The following is a 22,917-nucleotide window of genomic DNA, read 5'->3' as shown; positions in this document are numbered from 1 at the left end:
CGATCCGCTACGGCAACGGACCACCGGCCGCAATCGCGGCCAGCGTCGCGAAATGCTCCCCGTCCAGCGACGCCCCGCCGACCAGGCCACCATCGACGTCATCCTGGGCCACGATGTCGCCGACGTTTTTGGCGTTCACCGAGCCGCCGTAGAGCACCCGCACCGTATCGGCAATCCTCGGCGAGGCCAACGAGGCCAACTCTTTTCGGATCGCCGCACACACCTCCTGGGCGTCGGCGGCGCTGGCCACCCGCCCGGTGCCGATCGCCCAGACCGGTTCGTAGGCGATGACGACGCTGCCGATCTGCTCGGCCAATAGCCCGGCCAGCGATCCACGCAACTGTTCGATGTTGTGGGCCACATGATTTCCCGCCTCGCGGACGTCGAGGTGCTCGCCAATACACACGATTGGGGTCAAGCCATGCTTGAGTGCGGTGGCGGCTTTGGCGGCCACCAGCGCGTCATCCTCGTTGTGATAGGTGCGCCGCTCGGAGTGCCCGACGACAACGTAACTGCACCCCAACTTGGCCAGAAAGGCGCCGCTGACGTCACCCGTATAGGCACCGGAGTCATGTGGTGACAAGTCTTGTGCACCATAGGTCAACCGCAGCTTGTCGCCGTCGACCAGGGTTTGCACGCTGCGCAGGTCGGTAAACGGCGGGATCACCGCGACGTCAACCCGGTCGTAATACTTGTCCGGCAACGAGAACGCGATCTTTTGCACCAGCGCGATCGCCTCGTAGTGGTTGAGGTTCATCTTCCAGTTGCCGGCTATCAGCGGCTTGCGGCTCACAAAACTCCTCCGGTTGGCTGCTCACGGCTCAGTACCTCGATGCCGGGAAGCGTCTTGCCCTCAAGGTATTCCAGCGAGGCACCGCCGCCGGTGGATATGTGTGAGAAGGCGCCCTCGGGGATGTTCATCGCGCGCACTGCGGCCGCGGAGTCACCGCCGCCGACCACACTAAACGCCCCTTTGCCGGTGGCGGCGACGATCGCCTCGGCGACGCCTCTGGTGCCGGCCGCATAAGCCGGGAACTCGAATACTCCCATCGGCCCGTTCCAGAAGATGGTCCCGGCGTTGGACAGCAGCGTGCTGAACCGTTTGATCGATCCCGGCCCGATATCCAGGCCCATCAAGCCATTGGGCACAGCGCCGACGTCGACCGTCTGGGGCGGCGAGTCGGCGGCGAACTTCTCCGTGACCACTAGATCCACGGGCAGCCGCAACACGTCGTGATAGGTTTCCAGCAGCCCGCGACAGACTTCGATCATGTCGTCTTCCAGCAGCGATGTGCCAACCGAAAATCCCTGTGCAGCAAGGAATGTGAAGCACATTCCGCCGCCAATCACAATGCTGTCCGCCTTGGTCGCCAGCGACTCGATGACACCCAGCTTGTCGGACACCTTTGATCCGCCGAGCACTACCGCATAGGGCCGCTGGGTCGAGCTGGTCAACTGCTCCAGTACCCGCATCTCGTCGGCGACCAGCGTGCCGGCGTAGTGCGGCAACAGGGTTGCGATGTCATAGACCGAGGCTTGCTTGCGGTGCACCACCCCAAAGCCGTCGGAGACGAAAACGCCTCCCGTTCCGACCAGTTCGACCAGCTGCTTGGCCAGTGCCCGCCGGTCGTCATCGTTCTTGCTGGTTTCGCGTTTGTCGAAGCGGATGTTCTCCAGCAGCAGGATGTCGCCGCCGGTGAGCCCCTCGGCGCGGGCCAGCGCATCGGCGCCGACAACGTCTCCAGCCAGCTGGACGTGCCGGCCGAGTTGCTCACCCAGCGCCACGGCGACCGGCGCCAGCGACAGTGTCGGGTCCGGCCCGTCCTTGGGACGTCCCAAGTGCGCGGCAACCACCACCTTGGCGTCGGCGTCGAGCAACGCCTTCAACGTCGGCGCCGACGCGATGATGCGGCCCGCATCGGTAATGGTGCCGTCCTCGTCGAGCGGAACGTTGAGATCGGAGCGCACCAGCACTCCACGCCCCGAAACACCTTCGGCGAGTAGATCCTTGAGGTTTGCAACGCTCATGGCTAGAGCGACTTGCCGACCAGCGTGACCAGATCAACCAGGCGGTTGGAGTAGCCCCACTCGTTGTCGTACCACGACACCACCTTGGCCTGGTCGTCGATGACTTTGGTCAACCCAGAGTCGAAAATCGAACTGTGCGGGTCGGTGACGATGTCGCTCGAGACGATCGGCGCGTCGTAGTACTTCAGAATGCCCTTGAGCCTGCCTTCGGCCGCGGCTTTGAACGCCGCGTTGATCTCATCGACACTGGCCCGTGTGGATAAGTCGACCGTAAGGTCGGTGACCGAGCCGGTGGGGATCGGCACCCGCAGCGCATAACCGTCGAGCTTGCCCTTTAGCTGCGGCATCACCAGGCCGATGGCCTTGGCCGCGCCGGTGGAGGTCGGCACGATGTTCAGCGCGGCGGCGCGGGCGCGACGCAGGTCCTTGTGCGGCCCGTCCTGCAGGTTCTGATCCTGAGTGTAGGCGTGGATGGTGGTCATCAGGCCCTTGACGATGCCGAACTCATCGTCGAGCACTTTGGCCAGCGGCGCAAGGCAGTTCGTGGTGCACGACGCATTGGAGATGATGTTCTGGCTGCCGTCATACTTGTCGTCGTTAACTCCCAGGACGATGGTGATGTCCTCGTCGGTGGCGGGCGCAGAGATGATCACCTTCTTGGCGCCGGCGTCCAGGTGGCCTTTGGCTTTGGCCGCATTGGTGAACAGGCCGGTGGATTCGACGACGACGTCGACGCCGAGGTCTCCCCATGGCAATGCCGCCGGCCCCTCCCGGACCGCGAGCGCCTTGATTTTCGCGCGGCCGACGACGATGGTGTCGTCGCCTTCGAGGCCGACATCGCAAGGCAGCCGGCCCAGAATCGAGTCGAATTTGAGCAGATGCGCCAGCGTGCTGTTGTCGGTGATGTCGTTGGCGGCGACCACCTCCACGTCGGCGGTGCCCTGCTCCTGTTGGGCCAGTAAGGCCCGGTAGAAGTTGCGTCCGATTCGACCAAACCCGTTGATGCCTACTCGGACCGTCACTTGTCTCTCCTCGGCTTATTTGTTGTCATCCTTGTTGGCTAAACAACCACTGGCCGTCAGCCTAGATCAGTGACACCCGCCGCCTTCGGCCGGTAAGAGTCCCGGGGCTCCCCTCGCTTTGAGAAGCCGGGCGCTCACCCCACCGATCCCAGCCGCCGCGTCCCTACCGCGGACATTGCGCTGGCTTGTGACACCGTTGTGACGTCACCATTTGGAAACGGCCCGGTGCGGCGGGGCTCATGTTCCCCATAGGATGCTGACAATTGAGCCGGTGGTCGAAAAGGAACTCGATACGGCTATGCGGTTCTGCTGAACCAAATTGATTGCGGAAATATCTGCGCGCGAATAGAGGAGAGTTGACGCTGATGGCGATCGTCAATCGGTTCAACATCAAAGTAATTGCCGGCGCTGGGTTGTTTGCAGCTGCTATAGCGTTAAGCCCGGACGCGGCGGCTGACCCGCTGATGACGGGTGGCTACGCGTGCATCCAGGGCATGGCGGGCGACGCGCCGGTAGCCGCCGGCGACCCGGTGGCTGCCGGTGGACCGGCAGCCGCGGGAGCGTGCAGTGCCGCACTTACTGACATGGCTGGTGTTCCGTTCGTCGCGCCTGGGCCAGTGCCGGCAGCTGCACCGGTGCCCATCGGCGCACCGGTACCAATCCCTGGCGCACCGGTACCGATCCCTGGCGCACCGGTACCGATACCGGGCGCACCGGTACCAATCCCCGGCGGACCGGTACCGATACCGGGCGCACCGGTACCGGTACCCGCCGTTCCGGCTCCGGTGATACCGGTCGGAACTCCGCTGATTGCGCTTGGGCCGGTCCTGGCTGGTGCTCCCGGGGATGGTGTGGTCAGTGCTCCCATCATTGGCATGTCCGGGGTCAAGGATGCGCTGACCGATCCGGCGCCAGCTGGCGGACCGGTGCCTGGTCAGCCGGTTCTGCCCGGTCCTTCGGCCTCTGCGCCCGCAGGTGCGCGCTGACGCTGGTCCTCTTCCAGGACGGACTGGGTGTGAGGCCCCGCACCCGCGTACGCGCCGTCGACGCGCTCTGCGGGCGACGCCCGCATCAGCTGCTATTCCTGCACAATGACCGGGTCGCCAATGTCGACCGCGTTGTAATACCACTCTGCGTCCTCGCGGCTCAGGCTTATGCAGCCGTGGCTGACATTTTCAAGTCCCAGTGCTGGAAGGGCCCACGGGGCTGAATGCACGTAGAGGCCGCGGCTGGTGATGCGGACGGCATAATCCACCGAAAGCCGGTAACCATCGGGATCGTCGACGGGGATGCCGACGCTGCTCGAATCCATAATCACCGAGCGTTCCTTGGACAAGACAGTGTAGGAGCCGACCGGCGTCGGGTATTCCGGTCTACCCATCGATGCCGGCATCACCCCATCTTCGCCGAAGTGCACTCGGTGGTGCGGCGCCGGCAGCGGAGGCGGCGGTCCCTCCTCGACTCCGTCGATACTCACGGTGAACGTGTGCTGGGAGATGCTGGCAACCCCGACGACGGCGGGACCCGTCTTGAAATCGCTCGACAGGCTGCCCACCGAAAGCTCCACCGTGCTGTGCGCCGGCCAGAAGCGGTCGGGAACCCACTGCACAACGTCGTTGTCGAGCCATTCGAACTTGCCGGTCATCGCGGGCGTCGATTTGACTTCAACGGCGCGCTCGGCCGCGTGCCGATTGGCTGGGTTAGTTATCGGCGCACTGAACGTCACCACCACGGGGTGCGCCACGCCCACCACCTGGCCGCGCGTTGGTAGCACCGACGCGACGGCGAACCCGTAAGACTGCTTCGCCGCCACCAGGTGTATGTCGGCCGGCCCCGCAACCACGCTCCCAGCGATCCCGACGACGGCAATAGCACACCCAAAAACCGCCCGCATGGCTCCAATTCCCTGTCAACGACACAGTTGCACCAGTGATGGTAGAGGTGCATTGAAGAGTGGAAGTGCAGGCGCGCCTTAGCAATTCGATCAAACCTCCGTCACGTTTTGGCTACGGCACGAGTGGACGTCGCGCTAACGTCGATCTCGGCGATGACCTGCGTCAACGTCGCTTGCGCAGCCACCTCAGCGCCGATTCGGCGGCGTGGTAGCCACACAATCCGTGGATCCCGGCACCGGGTGGCGCGGACTGTGAACACAGATAGACACCCGGCACACCGATCGCATACGGATCGACGGCCACGCGCGGGCGGAAGATGACCTGCAGCCGGTCGTTGGCGCCGCCGATAATGTCTCCGCCGATGAAGTTGCGGTTGTACGTTTGCAGTTCGGTGGTGGAGGTGCTGACGGTTGCCACGATGCGGTCGCGGAATCCGGGGGCGAACCGCTCGATCTGGTCGATGACGGCGGCGGTGGCGTCGCCGGTGTAGCCGAACGGCACGTGCGCGTAGGCCCAGATGGGGTTGATGTTGCCGACCGAGCGGGACGGGTCGGCGAGGTACTGCTGCCCGACGAGCACGAATGGTCGCTGCACCATCGTGCCTTGGGCGCGTTGACGTTCGGTGTCTGCGATTTCCGCGAAGGTCCCGCCCAGGTGGACGGTGCCCGCGCGCCGGCAATCGGGGTTGGTCCACCCAACGTCGCCCTCGATGGCGAAGTCGACCTTGAAGGCCGACGATCCGGCGCGGTAGCGCCGATAGGACCGGTTGATGCGGGTGGGCATCACATCGCCGTAGATCCCGAGCACCGCGGCCGGGCTGAGGTCGAGCATCACGATGTCGGCGTCGGGGATGTCGCGGCGGCTGGTGACGGTCACCCCGGTGGCGACGGTGCCGCCGTACGCGTCCAGGGCCGCGGCCAGCGCCTTCGTGATCGACCCGGATCCGCCCCGGGCGACCGGCCAACCGTGGCGATGGCCGCTGGCCAGGATCATCAACCCCAGCGACGCGGTCAGCGGCCGATCCAACCTGGTGTAGACGTGCGCCGCGGCGCCGCCGAACAACGCGCGCGCCCGCTCGGTGTGAAACCGACGCGCCATGGCGGTGGCCGGCAGCGCCGCGCGCGGACCAAAGCGGGCCAGGCGGATCGGGTGACGCGGCATGTTGAGCACCGGGCGCAGCAGATCCTCGGCCAGCTCATCGAATCCGGCGGCGAGGTCACCCACGGCGCGCTGCCACCGCTTGCCGTCGGGACCCAGGCCGGCGGCGGTGGCTTCGATCGACCGATATAGCACGCCCGCGGTGCCGTCATCGAGTGGGTGTGCGCAGTCGACGTCCGGCCACTTCCACGTCAGCCCGTAGCGTTGCAGGTCGATCGCCGCCCAGAATGGCGACCCGACGCCCAGCGGATGAAACGCCGAACAGTGATCGTGGATGACCCCGGGCACCGTCAGCTCACCGGAGCGTGCTCCCCCGCCGATGGTGTCGCGCGCCTCCAGCACCTGCACGTCGACACCGTGACGGGCCAGGTGGATCGCCGCGGCCAGGCCGTTGGGCCCGGCTCCGACGACGACCGCGGTCGTCATGGCTTTGACGGCGTGCCGCGTTGCGTCGTGACGTGAACCGGGAACTCGTCACCGGGCTCGGGCCATGGCTGGCGGCTCAACATGTCCTCGACCGTGACGTAACCGGCCTCGAACAAACCGGTCTTGGCGTCGACAATGCGATACCACTGCTTCTGAACGTGGATGGGCTGACCTTCGAGAATGATCACCCGCAGATCGCCGTCGGCGAAGTTGCACCGCCGCTGCACGGCGGCCACCAGCTGCTCGTTGTGCAGATGGCCCTCGCCGAAATTCCACCCGACCAGTGGCCCGGCCACGATTTCGCCCTCGCGGATGCGGTAGTGAGCTTCGTCATCGAGAGCGCGGGGCAGCAGGCCGTTGAGCGCCCTGCCGTGGGTGTGCATGGCCCGGAATGCGGCGACCTTGTCGGTCATGATTTCGGCCGTGGCCCCGTCGTAGAGCTTGGCCAGCTGATTGACCACCAGCGCAGAGCTTTTCACGACGCTGGTTTCCATGGTGGCTTCCGCATCACCTCGGAAGCACCAGATGCTGGTGGCCCAGTTGCCGGCGTAGTAGCGCATGGCGGGCAGAAACGAAATCTTTTCGGGCAACAGGTTTCCCATGATCACCACGGCAACCACCGCGATCACGATCGCCAGCAGCAACGGCGACCGAAGGTCGGTGGCAGTGATCGCGCCGTAGTGGCCGAATAGATAGCACAGCGAGAAGATGAAGAACACGTTCCACTCCAACGGGACCCCCATCGGGAGGTTGGACAGGATGTTGAGGTGAAAGAGCACCATGAACCCGATGAGGAACCACCGCCATGGGTGACCGTCGGCGACGAGCACCAGAATCCCGGGCACCAGGAATTCCGCCGTGGTGCCACCCCCGTGGGCCATGAGTTTCGGTAGCCAGGAGGGCCGCAGATCGTTGGCGTGGTCGCGGTAAAGCAGGTGCTTGATCGGGTTGAACACTCTGCTGCGCAACAGGGCGTTGTTGCTGGTCATCACCGCGACGACGTAGGGGAAATGGTGGTTGAGTTTGGAAGTCGCCGCCCCCCACCACAAGCACAGCATGATGATCTTGAACGCCGCGATCTGGTCGGTGAAGGGAAAAAAGAACACGAATAGCTTCAGCCAGTAGTGTTCGCCGCGGGCGGCAAGAAAGATCGTCTTGTCACGCAGCCCCAAGACGCCCAGGGCGACGATCGTCGGCACTACCAGCACCGGGTTGATCAGGCCGACGTCGCCGGCGGCGGTGACCGGCGTTCCCCCCGGACCTGGCGAGCCGGGTGACAACAGCGCCCACACCCCGCCGATCAACACGATGGCATACAAGGCGACGTCGACGACGGTGCGGGTGTCGCCTTGGGTGAACGGGACCTTATCCGGCCAAGCAGGCAGCCGAATTGTGTTGGGCCGCAACCAATAAAGGAAGCCCCCGATGGGTGGCCAAAACCGCCCGGTCAGCGGGCCGGATCCGCAGCCAAAACCCAAAACCTCGAACAGCAACGTGAAGACGATGACCTTCTGGTACACGATCGGCTGTGTCCACCAGTCGCCTATGCGGCTCAGCCCGCCCAGTCCGGGGGTCAGCGAGATGATCGCGGCGCCGGCGGCGACGTACACCGCAATCTTGGTCAGATAGAGCAGGTACACCGCATACGGCGTTCCGAAACCGTGTTCTACCCAGTCCCGTGTCACGACCTGCAATCGTGTCCGGCGTGGCTGGGTCAACCAGGTGTCGTGATCGACGTCGGGAAGATCGGGCTTCAGAAATCCCATGGCGGCCTCGCTTCCTGTCCTGCGCCGGCTGACGAATACAATCTATTCGGACTGGCAACGCCTGGGGTTGTTCTTCACTGGCCGAGCTCGGTACAGCGGGGGCCGGGGGCCTATACCGGAAAATCCTGACCGGTAAGGATGGCGACGGCCGCCACAGCGGGAATTCCGGCCGCGAAGACCAGCAGGGCTATGTTGGTAGCCGGGATGAGTTGCAGGTTTTGGTTGAACCCGCTGAGGTCACCGGCGGCCAAATCCTGAATCGCATCGACCAGGTAATGGGTGTCGGCCGTCACCAAGGCACCGGGGCCTTCCACCAAAATCGGCAACACTTGCTGCCCAATAAAAATGGCATTGGTGACGCCTGCGGGAGCACCGTAGCCGGCCGCGGCCACCGACAGCTCAGCACCGGCCTGATAGATGCCCGACGTTACGACGGGATTGAGTTGATCGTTGATCACGGTGTCGAGCAAGCCATCCAGGGCGGTGAGCGGACCACCGATCGCAGCGCCTATCTGGGGCGGGACTGCGATCGGGTCGATGTGCACCGGGAACAGTGCGGCCGGGGTCGGAACATCGGCGTATCCGGTTCGGTCATAACCCAATTCGATGATCGCGCGCAGGTCTGGCTCGATGAGATCCAGCAGCGGCTCGGGCACAATACCGCGCAGCGGCTGCAGCAGCGGCAGATCCTCGTTGGGAAGCAGAATATAGGTGGTGTTGGTGTCCGGCGAAGACACCGGCAGGACGATACCCGAAGCGACCTGCTCGGGCGTGAGCCCGTAATACAAGCTGTGCGAATAGTAAATACCCAGCAGCGCGTTGACGTCCGCCAGGATGTTGAGCGGGTACTTCGGGAAGTCGGCAAAGCCGTCGTATTGGGTCGTGTAAATGGTGGTCGCGTAGTCGGTGTCCGGGGTCGCACCGTTGAACGTCAGGCCGAGCGACTGCAGGTACAGACCCGGAAACCGGGCGAGGATGCCCCCGTTTGGGTTGTTGGGGTTGCCCAGCAATACGAACGAGAGCTGATCCGGACTCGGCGCGACGCCGGCCGGCAGGCTTGCCAGATGGCGCATTTCCAGGGTGGCGACCGACGCGCCCTGCGAGAAACCCAACACCACAACGTCATTGCCGGCCGCGACTTGCTGCATGATCGCGGTGTGAAGATAGCCGGCGCCTTCGGCGACCGATTGGTCGTAGGTCAGGCTGGGGATGCCGGTCCACGGCTGAAACTGCGCGGGCGTGTACAGGCCGGAAAACGCATAGCCCAAGTAGTGGGGTGCGATGTAGCGGTCGTAGACCTGCTGCATGTAGTCGAAGGGCGGTCGCGGGGTTCCGGTGGAGCCCAGAATCAGCGCCGTGCGCCCACCTGACCCCAACTCCGACGCGCCGGTGGCCGCGGTGTCCACCAGCGCGGCGTTGGCGGCCTCGGCGTCGACATACCAGCCCGCTGCGGCGCTTAGGGCCCGCACGAACCGGTCATGAAACGCCGATGCCTGGGCGCTGAGCGCTTGAAATTCTTGGCCGTGCGCACCGAACAACTCCGCGATGGCCGCCGACACCTCATCGGCGGCCGCGGCCAGTACTTGTGTGGTGGGGATAGCCGCCGCCGCGGTGGCCTCGCTCAGCGCCGCTCCGAGGCTGGCCAAATCGGAAGCGGTTGCCGCCACCATCTCTGGCACCGCGAAAACGAACGACATACCGACCTTCCGACCAACCCCGTGGCAACGGATGATAGCGCCCAACTAGAACCGAGCGACGCGAATTGGGTATACGCCGGGTCCGCCCCCCTCTGGCGGACCCGGCTGGCTTTCTGGTCGGGTTGTTTGACGTGGGCAAACGTTAGGCGCCGAATCCGTCGGAGACCATATGCGCCGACACCGAAGCTCACGACCACGATTGTGCGCACGGCATGAACGGACCGGCGGTTACCGAGACACTATTGTTTGGCGCGGAGCACCGCCGGTGCCATCCAGCGGCAGACCTCCAGCGCCATCTGCACCCGAAACGCGGCATCGGGATCGTCGAGATTCTGTCCGCATAGTTCCATCGCCTGGATCACCCGGTATTGAATGGTGTTGCGGTGCAGGATCATCGCGTCGGCCGTGGCGACGTAGCTGCGGTTACGCAGCAAGAACTCCCGTAACGTCTCGCGTAGCCAGCTATTGCGCTCGTCGTCAACACTCAGGTCACCCAGCACATCGGTGACGAACCGCCGCAGTTCCTCTAGATCGTCGGCCAGCAACGCGACTGGCGCGACATCGTCATAAAACATGACCCGGCCGCCGGGCCGGGCGCCACCGGCCAGGGCCAACGCCTTCACTCGTTCGGCCTGTTTCAACGACGCCCGGAACCCACGCAGCCCGTCCCCTACCCGACCGCACGCCAAACGCGCCCGGATTCCCGCCGACTCGAACGCCGCGCGAATCCGCGACGGGGCGAAGGCCCGCGTGGGCGCGGGCGAAAACCACAGCCGTGCCTCGCGCTCATCGGTCGGCACCATCAGCGAGTTCGCCACGGGGCCCAGTTCGGGGCCCAGCTCCCCGGCCAGCAAGCAGCGCACCTGGTCGAATTGCGCCACCACATCACCGATGGGCACCGCCGAATCGACCCATACCACCGCGGCGATATGCACACCGTCCAACCGATAGCCCAACGCGCGCTCGGCCCGCGGAACGTCGACCGGGGTATCGGCGAGCAGCTCGCTGACCCATTGCTGTTGCAGACCGCTGCGGCGACTCAGCCAGCGATCGTGTTCGTGCTCATAGGCGACAATCAACTGGTCGGCCACCAGGTCAACGAGGCGAGCGGAGCGATTCACCAGCTCGATGATCGTCGACACCCGGTCAGCGGGCTCCAGCAGCGACACGTACTGCATCGCCACCTCCAAGAAACGCGCATGCCCGAGCCGGTGCGCCCGAACCAACCCGGACAACGGAATATCACGCTGCGCCGCGGCGCGGGCGTATGCCAGCGCGGCCGCTGGAGCCTCCACCAAGGACTGCGGCGTATCGCGATCCAAATAGTGAACGGCCGTCACGAAATTCTCGGTGATGCTCGCCCGCCACAGGTCCGCCATCCGCGCGTCGTAATCCAGCCCCCGAATCTCCGCCTTCATCTTGTCAAACAACTCGGAGATGAAGTCATCGCGAATCAACTGCATATGCCGGGCGATCACCGAAATGGGCCCGCCACCAGCTTCAGCCACTCTGGACCACCTCTCGTCCTTGCTAGCAGACCTGCCGCGTGTGCCTATCCACCGTGCATCGCTACCATCTAAAGACCCGACGCGGCAATGAGGCCTCGGAGGCCTCGAGGGAGAACAGTTGAGCGAAACCGATAGCCCTGGTAACGGGGACGATGCAGGTATCGGCGACATCGGCAAATTCGACCCTGGCCTAACCCAGCGCCTGATAAGTGTGCTGCGTCCAGTCTTGAAGACCTACCACCGGTCGCAGGTGCATGGCCTGGACTCCTTCCCGCCGGGTGGCGCACTGGTCGTGGCCAACCACTCCGGTGGCATGTTCCCGATGGACGTGCCGGTCTTCAGCGTCGACTTCTACGACAAGTTCGGCTACGACCGACCGGTCTACACGCTCAGCCACGACATCTTGTTCATGGGCCTGACCGGGGACTTGTTCCGACGCACCGGCTACATTCGCGCCACCCGAGAAAACGCGGCTAAGGCGTTGCGGTCCGGGGGTGTGGTGGTCGTTTTTCCCGGCGGCGACTATGACGCGTACCGGCCGACTTTCGCGGAGAACGTGATCGACTTCAACGGCCGCAAGGGATACGACAGCACTGCCGTCGAAGCTGGCGTGCCCATCGTGCCGGCGGTGTCCATCGGTGGCCAGGAAAGCCAGCTCTACCTGTCCCGCGGCACCTGGCTCGCCCGGCGGCTAGGGCTCAAGCGACTGCTCCGCAGCGACATCCTGCCGATCTCGTTCGGCTTTCCGTTCGGGTTCTCCGCCGCGATCCCGCCCAATCTGCCGCTGCCCGCCAAGATCGTCATGCAGGTGTTAGACCCGATCAACCTCACCAAGCAGTTCGGCGAGGACCCTGATGTCGACGCGGTCGACGAGCACGTACGGTCGGTGATGCAGCAAGCCCTCAACGACCTCGCCGCCAAGCGCCGCTTCCCGATTCTGGGCTAAGCCATGCGTATCAGACAAGCATTCGGCTTGATCGCCACCATGCGCCGGGCAGGGTTGATCGCTCCGCTGCGACCAGACCGCTACCTGCGGATCGTCGCCGCCATGCGCCGCGAAGGCATGGGGTTTACGGCGGGGTTCGCCGGTGCGGCCCGACGCTGCCCGGACCGCCCCGGCCTGATCGACGAACTGGGCACGCTGACCTGGCGCCAGCTCGACGAACGCGGCAACGCGCTGGCCGCGGCGCTTCAGGCCCTGCCAGCCGGACCCCCCAGGGTCGTCGGCATCATGTGCCGCAATCATCGCGGCTTCGTCGATGCGCTGTTGGCGGTCAACCGGATTGGCGCGCACATCCTGTTGCTCAACACCTCCTTCGCCGGTCCGGCACTGGCCGAGGTGGTTACCCGCGAAGGCGTCGACACTGTCGTCTATGACGAAGAGTTCAGCGCGACGGTGGATCGCGCGCTGGCGGAAAACCGCAGGCCACCCGTATCGTGGCGTGGACCGACGAAGACCACGACCTGACCGTTGAGAAACTTGTAGCCGCGCACGCCGGACGGCGGCCCGAGCACACCGGCAGCCACGGAAAAGTGATCCTGCTGACCTCCGGAACCACCGGAACACCCAAGGGCGCCAGGCATTCTGGCGGTGGCATCGGGACACTGAAGGCGATCTTGGACCGCACGCCGTGGCGGGCCGAGGAGGTCACCGTGATCGTGGCGCCGATGTTTCATGCCTGGGGCTTCTCGCAGCTGGTGCTGGCCTCCTCGCTGGCCTGCACGATCGTCACGCGACGCAGGTTCGACCCGGAGGCGACGCTGGACCTGATCGACCGCCACCACGCGACGGGTCTGGTGGTGGTGCCGGTGATGTTCGATCGCATCATGGACCTGCCGGCCGAGATTCGAAACCGCTACGACGGCCGGTCGTTGCGGTTCGCCGCCGCGTCGGGTTCTCGGATGCGGCCCGATGTCGTGATCGCATTCATGGACCAATTCGGCGACGTGATCTACAACAACTACAACGCGACCGAGGCCGGGATGATCGCCACCGCCACACCGGCGGACCTGCGGACCGCACCCGACACCGCGGGTCGGCCCGCCGAAGGAACCGAAATCCGGATCCTGGACCAGCAGTTCACCGAGGTGCCCACCGGCGAGGTCGGCACCATCTACGTCCGCAACGACAGCCAATTCGATGGCTATACATCTGGCGCCGCAAAGGATTTCCATGCCGGGTTCATGTCATCGGGCGACGTCGGCTACCTCGACGAGAACGGCCGGCTGTTCGTCGTCGGGCGCGACGACGAGATGATCGTCTCCGGCGGTGAGAACATCTACCCGATCGAGGTGGAGAAGACGCTGGCCACCCACCCCGACGTGGCCGAGGCCGCGGTGATCGGCGTGGACGACCAGCAGTACGGCCAGCGGCTGGCGGCCTTCGTGGTGCTCAAGCCCGGTGTTTCGGCCACCCCGGAAACCCTCAAGCAGCATGTCCGAGACAACCTGGCCAACTACAAGGTACCGCGCGACATCGCCGTCCTCGACGAGCTGCCACGCGGCATTACCGGCAAGATCCTGCGCACCGAGCTGCAATCACGGGTCGGCAGCTAATGCGATTTCGGCGGATGGCACGCCCGAGACCGTTAACACGTGCAGCGGTGGAATTGCTCAATGCCGCCAACGGATTACGCCCACTGTCCGGTAGCGGCTACAGCACGGTTCTGGCGTTTTGGTTGGGCTGGCCGACGTCGGAAGTGCCAGGAGTGTACCTAGGCGCCTCCGTGCTGGACGCACTGCGCCGCGGCCGCCGAGGCGACTTCGGTGGGCTGAAAGGAAAGGCGGCACTGGCCTTAACGGCAGCGGCCTGGGTGATCCTTGCGTTGATCCGCTACCGCGGCGCCACCACCCCTGGACCGGTGCTCGAAGCGGGCCTGACCGAACAGCTCGGGCCCGACTACGCTAAGGAACTCGCTACCCTGCCCACGGAACCGATGCGTAGCAGAGGTCGCAATCTCCCGCTGCGTACCGCCATGGCACGCCGGCGCTACGTCGAGACGACGAACGTCGTGTGCTACGGCCCATACGGGCGGGCCAACCTGGCCGACATCTGGCGCCGCCGCGACCTGCCACGCGACGCCAAGGCACCGGTGCTGGTACAGGTGCCCGGCGGCGCCTGGGTACTGGGGTGGCGCCGCCCGCAGGCGTATCCGTTGATGAGCCATCTGGCTGCGCGCGGCTGGGTATGCGTGTCGCTGAACTACCGGGTGTCGCCGCGCCACACCTGGCCCGACCACATTGTCGACGTGAAGCGCGCGCTGGCGTGGGTCAAGGAAAACATCGCCGCCTACGGCGGGGATCCGAATTTCGTTGCCATCAGCGGCGGTTCGGCCGGCGGCCATCTGTACGCCCTGGCGGCGTTGACCCCCAACGATCCGCGATTTCAGCCCGGGTTCGAACAGGTCGACACCTCGGTGGCGGCAGCGGTTCCGGTATACGGGCGTTACGACTGGTTTACGACCGATGCGCCGGGGCGTCGGGAATTCGTCGGGTTGCTCGAAACGTTCGTGGTGAAACGGAAATTCAGCACGCACCGCGACATCTTCGTCGATGCCTCACCGATCCACCATGTGCGGGCCGACGCCCCACCGTTCTTCGTTCTGCACGGCCGCCACGACTCCCTGATCCCCGTGGCCGAAGCCCATGCGTTCGTCGAGGAACTGCGGGCGGTGTCGAAGTCGCCCGTCGCCTACGCGGACCTGCCCCACGCCCAACACGCCTTCGACGTCTTCGGCTCCCCGCGGGCGCATCACACCGCCGAGGCCGTGGCCCGCTTCCTGTCTTGGGTGTACGCGACCAACCCGCCGGCCACGTAGTCAGCTATAGGCCAGCTATTGCTATTCCGCGGCACGCTCCAGCTCGGCCAGTGCCGGTTCGATGGCATCGGCCATCTCGTCGATGTCGTTGGCCACCTCGGGTGTGGTCACCAGGCCGAAATCCAGATAATCCTGGTAGGAGAAGCAGGTGATGTTCAGCGCCACGTCCATCACCGGCGGCCCCAGGGGCACCAGCGAATCCAGCCGCGCGCCGGCCATATATAGCGGGAAGGGTGGACCGGGGACATTGGAGACGACGAGGTTGATTGGGGCCAGGTTGTGTGACAGCCCGCTGGCCGTATAGGCCCGGGCGGCCAGCTGCAGCAGACCCGGTGGCGTGGTCTCGGTCAGCCCCATGATCTGGTGCGCGGAGAGCGCCTTAGCCATTTCCTTGGCGCTGAGGGTGCTCTCGTGGATGGCCGCCAGGCGCTTGGCCGGATCCTCGATATGGGTTGCCAGCGACGCGGTCATCGAGCTGACCTGGTTCCCGACGTCGGCCTTCGTTTCCTCGCTGCGGGTGGAGACCGGAATCTGCGCGATCAACGGCTTGGCGGGCAGCTCGTCACGCTTCTGTAGGTATTGCCGGGCCGCCCCGGCCACCAGCGCCAAGACGACGTCGTTGAGCTTGACGCCGAACGCGTCCTTGACCGCTTTGGCCCTAGCCAGCTCGACGCGTGTGCCGGTAACCCGCCGGTGCGGCGACACCGGCGCATTGAACCGCGTCTTGGGCGCTTCGAAGTATCGCGCCGGTTTGCCGGCCACACCCAATGCCGCGATCTGTTGACGCACGGTTTGCTCCAGCAGCCTGACGATGCGGAAGGGCGTCATGATGCCCACGTTGATCAGCGCACCTATCGCCCGGCGTTCCAGGCCCGGAATCTGGAATCCCACGAAGCCGACCGTTTCCTGTTGCGGTGGTCGTGGTTCTGGTGTGATGTCCAACAGGATTTCGCCCAGCCCGGCACCGGAGACACCGTCGACGATGGCGTGATGCATCTTGGTCAGCGTGGCGATGCGGCCGCCCTCGACGCCCTCGATGACCCACAGTTCCCACAGCGGCCGGGAACGGTCCAGTTTGTAGGACATCAGCCGTCCGACGAGCTCCTCGAGTTCGCGCCGCCCACCGGGAGCCGGAACACCGATGCGGCGGATGTGAAAGTCGATGTCGAGTTCCTCGTCCTCGACGAACCACGGCCGGTCCAGTCCGAGCGGGGCGCCGGTGACCCGCCACCGCAACTGCGGGATCTCCGGCAGCCGTTCGATGATCAACTCGCGGAGCCGCTGAAAGCTGTATTCGGGCGCGTCGCTGGGATCGCAGATCGCCAGTGCGCCCACGTGCATATGCCAGCCTGCGGTTTCCGCGGACCAAAACGCAGCATCAACGCTCGAAAGCCGCTTCATGGTATGACCGTAGTCCCCGGCGCGCCGTCGAGGCCAGCTTCTGCGGTCTCGCGACCAAGTTATCGTCAATGTGTGCAAGCTTCGGCCCAAACATCGGCGAGGCGGTATAGCTTCCCGTCGTACCGGCGACCGCCAGCCGAGAAGCTCGTTTTCCCAGTGTTGCTGGGGATTCTCACGCTGCTGCTGAGTGCGTGCCAGACCGCTTCCGCTTCGGGTTACAACGAGCCGCGGGGCTACGATCGTGCGACGCTGAAGTTGGTGTTCTCCATGGACTTGGGGATGTGCCTGAACCGGTTCACCTACGACTCCAAGCTGGCGCCGTCTCGTCCGCAGGTCGTTGCTTGCGATAGCCGGGAGGCCCGGATCCGCAATGACGGATTCCATGCCAACGCTCCGAGTTGCATGCGGATCGACTACGAATTGATCACCCAGAACCATCGGGCGTATTACTGCCTGAAGTACCTGGTGCGGGTCGGATACTGCTATCCGGCGGTGACGACCCCCGGCAAGCCGCCATCCGTGCTGCTGTACGCGCCGTCGGCGTGCGACGAATCGCTGCCTTCACCGCGGGTAGCCACCGCGCTTGTGCCTGGAACACGTTCTGCAAACCGGGAGTTCAGCCGATTCGTCGTCACCGAGATCAAGAGCCTCGGTGCCGGAGGGCGCTGCGATTCCGCGTCAGTCTCTCTGCAGCCGCCCGAGGAAATCGAAGGGCCAGCAATACCCCCGGCAAGCAGCCAATTGGTGTGCGTGGCACCGAAGTAAGTCAGCCCGCTAGGCGTCTTCCAGCAGATCGGGCGTCACTACGGACTCCGTATCGGGGATGCCGTCCACCTTCGCCTTACGATCCGCCATCGACAACAATCGCCGAATACGTCCGGCTACAGCGTCTTTCGTCATCGGAGGATCGGCAAGCCGGCCCAGCTCCTCCAGCGACGCCTGCCGGTGCTCGACACGCAATTTGCCGGCCGAGGCCAAGTGCTCGGGCACCGTATCGCCGAGGATCTCCAAGGCACGCTCCACCCGGGCGGCCGCGGCAACCGCGGCCCGCGCCGAGCGGCGCAGATTGGCGTCGTCGAAATTGGCGAGCCGGTTGGCCGTCGCACGCACCTCACGACGCAGCCGCCGCTCCTCCCAGACCAGCCGGGTGTCTTGGGCCCCCATCCGGGTCAGCAGTGCGCCGATCGCCTCACCGTCGCGCACCACCACGCGATCGGCACCGCGCACCTCACGAGCCTTGGCGCCGACCCCAAGCCGGCGTGCCGCACCCACCAGCGCCAGCGCGGCCTCCGGGCCCGGGCAACTGACCTCCAACGCCGAGGAGCGTCCCGGCTCAGTCAGCGACCCGTGCGCCAAAAATGCTCCTCGCCACGCAGCTTCAGCGTCATCGATGCTGCCGCCGACGACCTGGGCCGGCAGACCCCGCACGGGACGACCGCGCATGTCAAGCAGTCCGGTTTGGCGTGCCAACGCCTCGCCGTCGTTGGCGACCCGCAGCACGTAGCGGGTGCTCTTGCGAATCCCGCTGGCCGACAACACATGCACCACCGCCGTGTAGCCGTAGAGCTCGAAGATCTCCTTACGCAGCCGCCGTGCGATACTGCCCAGGTCCAGCTCGGCTTCGACCACCACGCGGCCGCCCACGATGTGCAACCCGCCGGCGAATCGCAGCAGAGAGGTGACCTCCGCGCGCCGCGCGCTGACGGACTTCACCACCAGTCGGCTCAGCTCGTCTTTGACATCGGTCGTCATCGCCACGCGTCGTCACCCCTCGGTCGTCCACCGTCGATCGGTATCTCCTGTGTGGCCGCCACCGGAGGCTCCGACGCGCCGACGTCGCGCGCACACACCCCGTCGAGGACCGCCGCCAGCTTGCCCGGGTCATGTAAAGGTGTACCAGGTCTGGCGACATCGGCGAAGTGGACCTCGGCCTGCAGCATCGTCGCCGTGCGGCGCAGTTGCTCCCGCTCCCGTTCGCTCGGCACTCGTTCGGCGTCGATGATGATGTCGTGAACGGTGAACCCGGGCGCGTGTTGGGCTAGCACGTGCAGATGACGCTCCACCGAGAAACCGGCCGTCTCTCCCGGTTCAGCCACCAGGTTGAGCACCAGGGCACGGCGGGCCGACGTTGCTCGCAGCGCTGCGGCCAGACCCGGCACCAGCACATGGGGTATCACGCTGGTGAACCACGACCCGGGCCCCAGGACCACCAGATCGGCAGCCATGATGGCGTCGACAGCCTGCCGGGTCGCCGGCGGGTCAGTCGGCAGCAGCCGCACCCGGCGCACCTTTCCGGGCGTGGTCGCGATCGCCACCTGGCCACGGATCAGGCGGAACATGCGCGGGTCGGCCTCCAGACCGGAGACATCGGCCTCGATCTGAAGCGCGACCGGGCACATCGGCAGCACCCTGCCTTTCACCCCGAGGATGCGCCCGAGTTCGTCAAGAGCCGCGACCGGATCGGCCAGCACCTCGGACAGGCCCGCTAGCATCAGATTGCCGATCGGATGTCCGGCCAGCGCACCACTGCCGCCGAATCTGTGCTGCAGAATAGTTGCCCACAGGCGTCCGTGCGGGCTATCGGATGCCAACGCCGCCAAGGCCATTCGCAGATCGCCCGGCGGCACCACATCGAGCTCGCTGCGCAGCCGGCCCGACGAGCCACCGTCATCGGCGACGGTCACCACGGCGGTAACGTAGGGTGTCAACCGGCGGGCCGCAGACAGCGTCGCATACAAGCCGTGTCCGCCGCCCAGCGCGACGATGCCATCGGTCATTCGCGACCCAGATCCCGGTGCAGCGCCCGCACCGACAGTTGCTGATCGGAGCGCAGAAGTCCCATCAGTGCTTCAGCGATCGCGACGCTGCGATGCTTACCACCGGTACAGCCGATGGCGATTGTCATATAGCGCTTCCCCTCTCGGCGGTAGCCGTCGACAACCAGGGATAGCAACCGATGGTAGGACTCGAGGAACTCAGCCGCGCCCGGCCGGTGCAGCACATAGTCGCGCACGGCCGGATGTTGGCCGGTCAGTGGCCGCAACTCGTCCACCCAGTGCGGGTTCGGCAGGAACCGCACGTCCATGACCATGTCGGCGTCCATCGGCAGGCCGTACTTGAACCCGAAGGATTCAACGGTGACACTGGTGGTCGCGCCGCCATCACCGCCGAAGGCACGCTCGATGCTATCCCTTAAGCCCCCCACCGACAGTGTCGACGTGTCGATGATCAGGTCGGCGGTGGCGCGAACCGGTGCTAGCATCCTGCGCTCTGCGGCAATGCCCTCGGCCAGAGTCTGCTCACCCTGCAGCGGATGACTGCGGCGATTCTGTTCGTAGCGGCGCACCAACGTGTCATCGGACGCCTCCATGAACACCACACGCGGGGTGATGGCACGCGTGGCCAGCTCGTTGCGGACCGAATCGAGGTCGCCGGTGAATCCGCGCGATCGCACATCCATTACCACCGCCAGCTGGGTGATCCGTGATCCGGCGGCCAGCCCGAAGTCCACCATGCGGGTAATCAGCTGGGGCGGCAGATTGTCGGCCACATACCAGCCCAGGTCTTCCAGCACTTTAGCCGCCGTGCCGCGCCCGGCCCCGGACAGCCCGGTTACCAAGACGACGTCGATACCGCCGCCTTCCGAACGATTCTCGACGCCCCTAGCATGGTTCATCATCGCGCGGCCCCCGATGAGTCAGGTCGCAGTGCGTCGTGGACGGCCGTGGCCGTGGCCACGCCGATACCGGGAACAGCGGTGATTTCGTCGACGGTGGCCTCCTTGAGGCGAGCGATCGATCCGAAATGGGTGACCAGCGCTTTGCGGCGATGCTCCCCCAATCCCGGCACCGAGTCCAGCGCTGAGGCAGTCATCCGCGTCGACCGCTTGCTGCGATGGTAGGTGATAGCGAACCGGTGTGCCTCGTCTCGCACTCGCTGCAGCAGATAGAGTCCCTCACTGTTGCGCGGCATGATAATCGGGTCCGGCTCCGACGGCACCCATACCTCTTCCAGCCGCTTGGCCAGGCCGATCACCGCGACGTCGGTAACACCGAGTTCGTCGATTACCGCACTGGCCGCGTTGACTTGCGGCGCGCCGCCGTCGACGACGTACAGATTGGGCGGATAGGCGAATCTACGCGACTTCCTTTCCGGAGAAAGAAGATCCGGATCGCTCTGATCGCGCAGGTGCCGCAGGAAGCGGCGCCGGGTCACCTCGGCAATACAGGCCACGTCGTCGGAGCGCCCCTGGCCTGCGGCTTCCCGGATCCCGAAGTGGCGGTAGTCCGACTTGCGCGGCAGGCCGTCTTCGAACACCACCAGTGACCCGACCACGTCGGTGCCCTGCACATGGCTGACGTCGACACACTCGATCCGCAAGGGTGCGTCTGCCAGGCCCAACGAGTCCTGAATGCTCTGCAGCGCAGCGGATCTGGCGTTGAAATCGCTGGCCCGCTTCAGCTTGTGTTGTTGCAGTGCATCTTCTGCGTTTCGGTGCACCGTTTCGGCCAGTGCCCGCTTGTCCCCGCGGCGCGGCACCCGCAGCACGACCCTTGAGCCGCGCAGGCCGGACAGCCAGCTGGCCAGCTCCTCGGCGTTGGACGGCAAACAGGGCACCAGCACCTCGCGGGGAACCGGGTTGGCGGATTCGTCGGCGGCGTCGTCCAACGCCGCCTGGTCGCCGTAGAACTGTGTCAGGAATTGCTCGACCAACTGGATTCCGGAATCTCCTGGCTCTCCTGGCTTTTCGACAATCCAGCCACGCTGGCCGCGGACCCGTCCGCCGCGCACGTGGAACACTTGCACCGCCGCCTCGAGTTCGTCGTCGGCGAATGCCACCACGTCGGCGTCGGTGCCGTCCCCGAGCACCACGGCCTGCTTTTCCATGGCACGCTTCACTGCGGACAGGTCGTCGCGAAGCCGCGCCGCTCGTTCGAAGTCCAGTTGCTCGGCCGCGGCGTTCATTTGCTGTTCCAAGGCGCGGGCGAACCGGTCGGTCTTGCCGGACAGAAAGTCGCAGAAGTCTGCCACGATCTGGCGGTGCTGGGCCGCATCGACCCTGCCAATACACGGCGCGGAACATTTGTCGATGTAGCCGAGCAGGCATGGACGATCGATCTGCCTGTGCCGCTTAAACACCCCCGCCGAGCAAGTTCGCGCCGGAAACACCCGGGTGAGCAGATCCAGCGTTTCCCGGATTGCCCACGCGTGCGAGTACGGCCCGAAATAGCGCACACCCTTGCGCCGCGGACCGCGATAGACCATCAACCGGGGAAATTCCTCGCCCAGGGTGACCGCCAGCACAGGGTAGGACTTGTCGTCACGGTAGCGGACGTTGAATCGCGGATCGAACTCCTTGATCCAGGTGTATTCCAGCTGCAGTGCCTCAACCTCGGTCCCCACGACCGTCCATTCGACCTTGGCCGCGGTGGTCACCAGCTGCCGGGTCCGCGGCGCTAGGCTGGCCACGTCGGCAAAATAGGACGTCAGCCGGCTACGCAGGCTCTTGGCCTTGCCGACGTAGATGACTCGCCCATGCTGGTCCCGGAATCGGTACACGCCCGGCTCGACCGGGATGGACCCGGGCGCGGGGCGATACGTTGCGGGATCTGGCACGTATCTAGGCTAGTGGTCGCTTCGACGGCGCCCAGAAAGGCGGGGGTTCGCCGGGCAGGCCGGTTACGGCACGCTATCCCACTGTTGGTCGGGTGCATTGGGGTCGCACCAGCGGGTGGACACCCAGGTCCCAGGATCCGGACCGCCGAGAACCGTGAGGCAGGCATCAAGATCACTCTTGACCAGGCCGTCGGGCTGGACAGTCCAGTGCTGGCTGATCCAGTTCACACAGGGCTGCAGGCGCGCCCACAAAGCATTTCCGATATTCACGCATTCCCCGGGGAAGGCCACGCTCTCGACCTGCCGGTCATCGGTGAGATTCCAGCGCTGAAAGTCGGTCCCATTGCAGGGGTTGATCACCAGCGGGCTGAACCAGCTCCCACTCGGGGCGTCCAGGCAAACATCGCCCAATCGGCTCTTCAGCTGGACCGGGCCGTCGGCACTAGCCGCACCGGCGTTTAGCACCGCCACATCGAACACCGCACCGACCACGACAAGGACCCGGAGCACACCGCCCACCAACCGTAATTCACCCATTTCCCCGCCATTCTCTCATCGTGGTCTGGGTAATGCACCACGAGC

At 65.3% G+C, this 22,917-nt stretch carries 19 protein-coding genes and 1 pseudogene; 5 read left to right on the top strand and 15 right to left on the bottom strand.

The genetic code is table 11. The features are described from left to right. Positions 1 to 7: 7 nt before the first annotated feature. From tpiA to gap, 3 genes are read right to left on the bottom strand one after another with little or no spacing between them, the layout of a single operon-like run. Positions 8 to 793, bottom strand: coding sequence for a triose-phosphate isomerase (gene tpiA / locus FF952_RS07645; RefSeq protein WP_003407398.1), 786 nt, complete (start codon positions 791 to 793; stop codon positions 8 to 10). Next, positions 790 to 2,028, bottom strand: coding sequence for a phosphoglycerate kinase (locus FF952_RS07640; RefSeq protein WP_003900339.1), 1,239 nt, complete (start codon positions 2,026 to 2,028; stop codon positions 790 to 792). The genes tpiA and FF952_RS07640 overlap by 4 nt, the downstream gene beginning before the upstream one ends. Positions 2,029 to 2,030: 2 nt before the next feature. After that, positions 2,031 to 3,050 carry a type I glyceraldehyde-3-phosphate dehydrogenase gene (gene gap, locus FF952_RS07635; protein WP_003407390.1) on the bottom strand — a complete coding sequence of 340 codons (1,020 nt, stop codon included), beginning with the start codon at positions 3,048 to 3,050 and terminating at the stop codon, positions 2,031 to 2,033. Between the two features lie 356 nt (positions 3,051 to 3,406). Here gap and FF952_RS07630 point away from each other — a divergent pair, with 356 nt between their 5' ends. Beyond that, a complete protein-coding gene (locus tag FF952_RS07630; protein ID WP_003898878.1) occupies positions 3,407 to 4,036 on the top strand; it encodes a hypothetical protein in 630 nt (209 codons plus the stop codon). Here FF952_RS07630 and FF952_RS07625 read toward each other — a convergent pair. The 6 genes from FF952_RS07625 to FF952_RS07600 all read right to left on the bottom strand — a co-directional run bounded on the left by FF952_RS07625 (position 3,985) and on the right by FF952_RS07600 (position 11,500). Next, on the bottom strand, positions 3,985 to 4,122 hold the full coding sequence (locus FF952_RS07625; protein WP_003908693.1) for a hypothetical protein: 138 nt from the start codon (positions 4,120 to 4,122) through the stop codon (positions 3,985 to 3,987). The two genes, FF952_RS07630 and FF952_RS07625, sit on opposite strands and share 52 nt — an antisense overlap. 6 nt (positions 4,123 to 4,128) lie before the next feature. Continuing rightward, positions 4,129 to 4,944 (bottom strand): L,D-transpeptidase LdtMt3, encoded by an 816-nt coding sequence (ldtMt3, locus tag FF952_RS07620; RefSeq protein ID WP_003407384.1) that lies wholly within the window; start codon positions 4,942 to 4,944, stop codon positions 4,129 to 4,131. A gap of 163 nt (positions 4,945 to 5,107) precedes the next feature. Next, entirely contained in the window at positions 5,108 to 6,529 is a 1,422-nt protein-coding gene (locus FF952_RS07615) for a phytoene desaturase family protein (RefSeq protein WP_003407382.1), read from the bottom strand. Then, positions 6,526 to 8,295 (bottom strand): DUF3556 domain-containing protein, encoded by a 1,770-nt coding sequence (locus FF952_RS07610; protein ID WP_003901159.1) that lies wholly within the window; start codon positions 8,293 to 8,295, stop codon positions 6,526 to 6,528. The genes FF952_RS07615 and FF952_RS07610 overlap by 4 nt, the downstream gene beginning before the upstream one ends. Before the next feature lie 110 nt (positions 8,296 to 8,405). Next, positions 8,406 to 9,992: an esterase PE16 gene (locus FF952_RS07605; RefSeq protein WP_003407378.1), complete on the bottom strand. Its 1,587-nt coding sequence runs from the start codon at positions 9,990 to 9,992 to the stop codon at positions 8,406 to 8,408. Between the two features lie 239 nt (positions 9,993 to 10,231). Beyond that, positions 10,232 to 11,500, bottom strand: a complete 1,269-nt coding sequence (locus FF952_RS07600) for a PucR family transcriptional regulator (RefSeq protein ID WP_003407376.1) — start codon at positions 11,498 to 11,500, stop codon at positions 10,232 to 10,234. Positions 11,501 to 11,618: 118 nt separating this feature from the next. Between FF952_RS07600 and FF952_RS07595 the strand changes: the two genes are divergently transcribed. The 3 genes and pseudogenes from FF952_RS07595 (at position 11,619) to FF952_RS07585 (ending at position 15,318) form a co-directional block, all read left to right on the top strand. Then, entirely contained in the window at positions 11,619 to 12,446 is an 828-nt protein-coding gene (locus FF952_RS07595; protein ID WP_003903449.1) for a lysophospholipid acyltransferase family protein, read from the top strand. A 3-nt stretch (positions 12,447 to 12,449) separates the two neighbouring features. Further along, positions 12,450 to 14,056, top strand: a pseudogene (gene fadD12, locus FF952_RS07590) (acyl-CoA ligase FadD12). Next, on the top strand, positions 14,056 to 15,318 hold the full coding sequence (locus tag FF952_RS07585) for an alpha/beta hydrolase (protein ID WP_031680779.1): 1,263 nt from the start codon (positions 14,056 to 14,058) through the stop codon (positions 15,316 to 15,318). Before fadD12 ends, FF952_RS07585 begins: the two are co-directional and overlap by 1 nt. A gap of 21 nt (positions 15,319 to 15,339) precedes the next feature. Here FF952_RS07585 and FF952_RS07580 read toward each other — a convergent pair whose 3' ends face one another. Next, positions 15,340 to 16,719, bottom strand: a complete 1,380-nt coding sequence (locus FF952_RS07580) for a WS/DGAT/MGAT family O-acyltransferase (protein WP_003407366.1) — start codon at positions 16,717 to 16,719, stop codon at positions 15,340 to 15,342. 3 nt (positions 16,720 to 16,722) lie between these two features. Between FF952_RS07580 and FF952_RS07575 the strand changes: the two genes are divergently transcribed. Beyond that, positions 16,723 to 17,484, top strand: coding sequence for a membrane protein (locus tag FF952_RS07575; protein WP_003407359.1), 762 nt, complete (start codon positions 16,723 to 16,725; stop codon positions 17,482 to 17,484). A gap of 9 nt (positions 17,485 to 17,493) precedes the next feature. On the opposite strand, the gene whiA is transcribed toward FF952_RS07575, so the two are convergent. The 5 genes from whiA to FF952_RS07550 all read right to left on the bottom strand — a co-directional run bounded on the left by whiA (position 17,494) and on the right by FF952_RS07550 (position 22,872). Beyond that, positions 17,494 to 18,471 (bottom strand): DNA-binding protein WhiA, encoded by a 978-nt coding sequence (whiA, locus tag FF952_RS07570; protein ID WP_003901156.1) that lies wholly within the window; start codon positions 18,469 to 18,471, stop codon positions 17,494 to 17,496. Beyond that, positions 18,468 to 19,496: a carbon utilization/virulence protein CuvA gene (gene cuvA, locus FF952_RS07565; RefSeq protein WP_003407352.1), complete on the bottom strand. Its 1,029-nt coding sequence runs from the start codon at positions 19,494 to 19,496 to the stop codon at positions 18,468 to 18,470. Before cuvA ends, whiA begins: the two co-directional genes overlap by 4 nt. Continuing rightward, positions 19,493 to 20,398, bottom strand: a complete 906-nt coding sequence (gene rapZ, locus FF952_RS07560) for an RNase adapter RapZ (protein WP_003898873.1) — start codon at positions 20,396 to 20,398, stop codon at positions 19,493 to 19,495. The genes cuvA and rapZ overlap by 4 nt, the downstream gene beginning before the upstream one ends. Next, a complete protein-coding gene (gene uvrC / locus FF952_RS07555) occupies positions 20,395 to 22,335 on the bottom strand; it encodes an excinuclease ABC subunit UvrC (RefSeq protein WP_244736162.1) in 1,941 nt (646 codons plus the stop codon). Before uvrC ends, rapZ begins: the two co-directional genes overlap by 4 nt. 63 nt (positions 22,336 to 22,398) lie before the next feature. After that, complete coding sequence (locus FF952_RS07550; RefSeq protein WP_003407345.1) at positions 22,399 to 22,872, bottom strand: lectin; 474 nt, start codon at positions 22,870 to 22,872, stop codon at positions 22,399 to 22,401. Positions 22,873 to 22,917 lie beyond the last annotated feature (45 nt).

This window comes from Mycobacterium tuberculosis complex sp. N0072 (genome assembly GCF_030323725.1).
Classification (GTDB): Bacteria; Actinomycetota; Actinomycetes; order Mycobacteriales; family Mycobacteriaceae; genus Mycobacterium; species Mycobacterium tuberculosis.
The sequence above is the reverse complement of the archived record's forward strand: the minus strand, read 5'-3'. Positions and strand labels throughout refer to the sequence as shown.

Excerpts from the sequence above, each read along its gene's own strand:
- FF952_RS07605 (WP_003407378.1), bottom strand. The coding sequence starts at position 9,992 with ATGTCGTTCGTTTTCGCGGTGCCAGAGATGGTGGCGGCAACCGCTTCC.
- FF952_RS07575 (WP_003407359.1), top strand. The coding sequence starts at position 16,723 with ATGACCGTAGTCCCCGGCGCGCCGTCGAGGCCAGCTTCTGCGGTCTCG.
- FF952_RS07640 (WP_003900339.1), bottom strand. The coding sequence starts at position 2,028 with ATGAGCGTTGCAAACCTCAAGGATCTACTCGCCGAAGGTGTTTCGGGG.
- cuvA (WP_003407352.1), bottom strand. The coding sequence starts at position 19,496 with ATGACCGATGGCATCGTCGCGCTGGGCGGCGGACACGGCTTGTATGCG.
- FF952_RS07585 (WP_031680779.1), top strand. The coding sequence starts at position 14,056 with ATGCGATTTCGGCGGATGGCACGCCCGAGACCGTTAACACGTGCAGCG.
- rapZ (WP_003898873.1), bottom strand. The coding sequence starts at position 20,398 with ATGATGAACCATGCTAGGGGCGTCGAGAATCGTTCGGAAGGCGGCGGT.
- ldtMt3 (WP_003407384.1), bottom strand. The coding sequence starts at position 4,944 with ATGCGGGCGGTTTTTGGGTGTGCTATTGCCGTCGTCGGGATCGCTGGG.
- FF952_RS07580 (WP_003407366.1), bottom strand. The coding sequence starts at position 16,719 with ATGAAGCGGCTTTCGAGCGTTGATGCTGCGTTTTGGTCCGCGGAAACC.
- FF952_RS07615 (WP_003407382.1), bottom strand. The coding sequence starts at position 6,529 with ATGACGACCGCGGTCGTCGTCGGAGCCGGGCCCAACGGCCTGGCCGCG.
- FF952_RS07610 (WP_003901159.1), bottom strand. The coding sequence starts at position 8,295 with ATGGGATTTCTGAAGCCCGATCTTCCCGACGTCGATCACGACACCTGG.
- whiA (WP_003901156.1), bottom strand. The coding sequence starts at position 18,471 with ATGACGACCGATGTCAAAGACGAGCTGAGCCGACTGGTGGTGAAGTCC.
- FF952_RS07625 (WP_003908693.1), bottom strand. The coding sequence starts at position 4,122 with ATGCGGGCGTCGCCCGCAGAGCGCGTCGACGGCGCGTACGCGGGTGCG.
- FF952_RS07550 (WP_003407345.1), bottom strand. The coding sequence starts at position 22,872 with ATGGGTGAATTACGGTTGGTGGGCGGTGTGCTCCGGGTCCTTGTCGTG.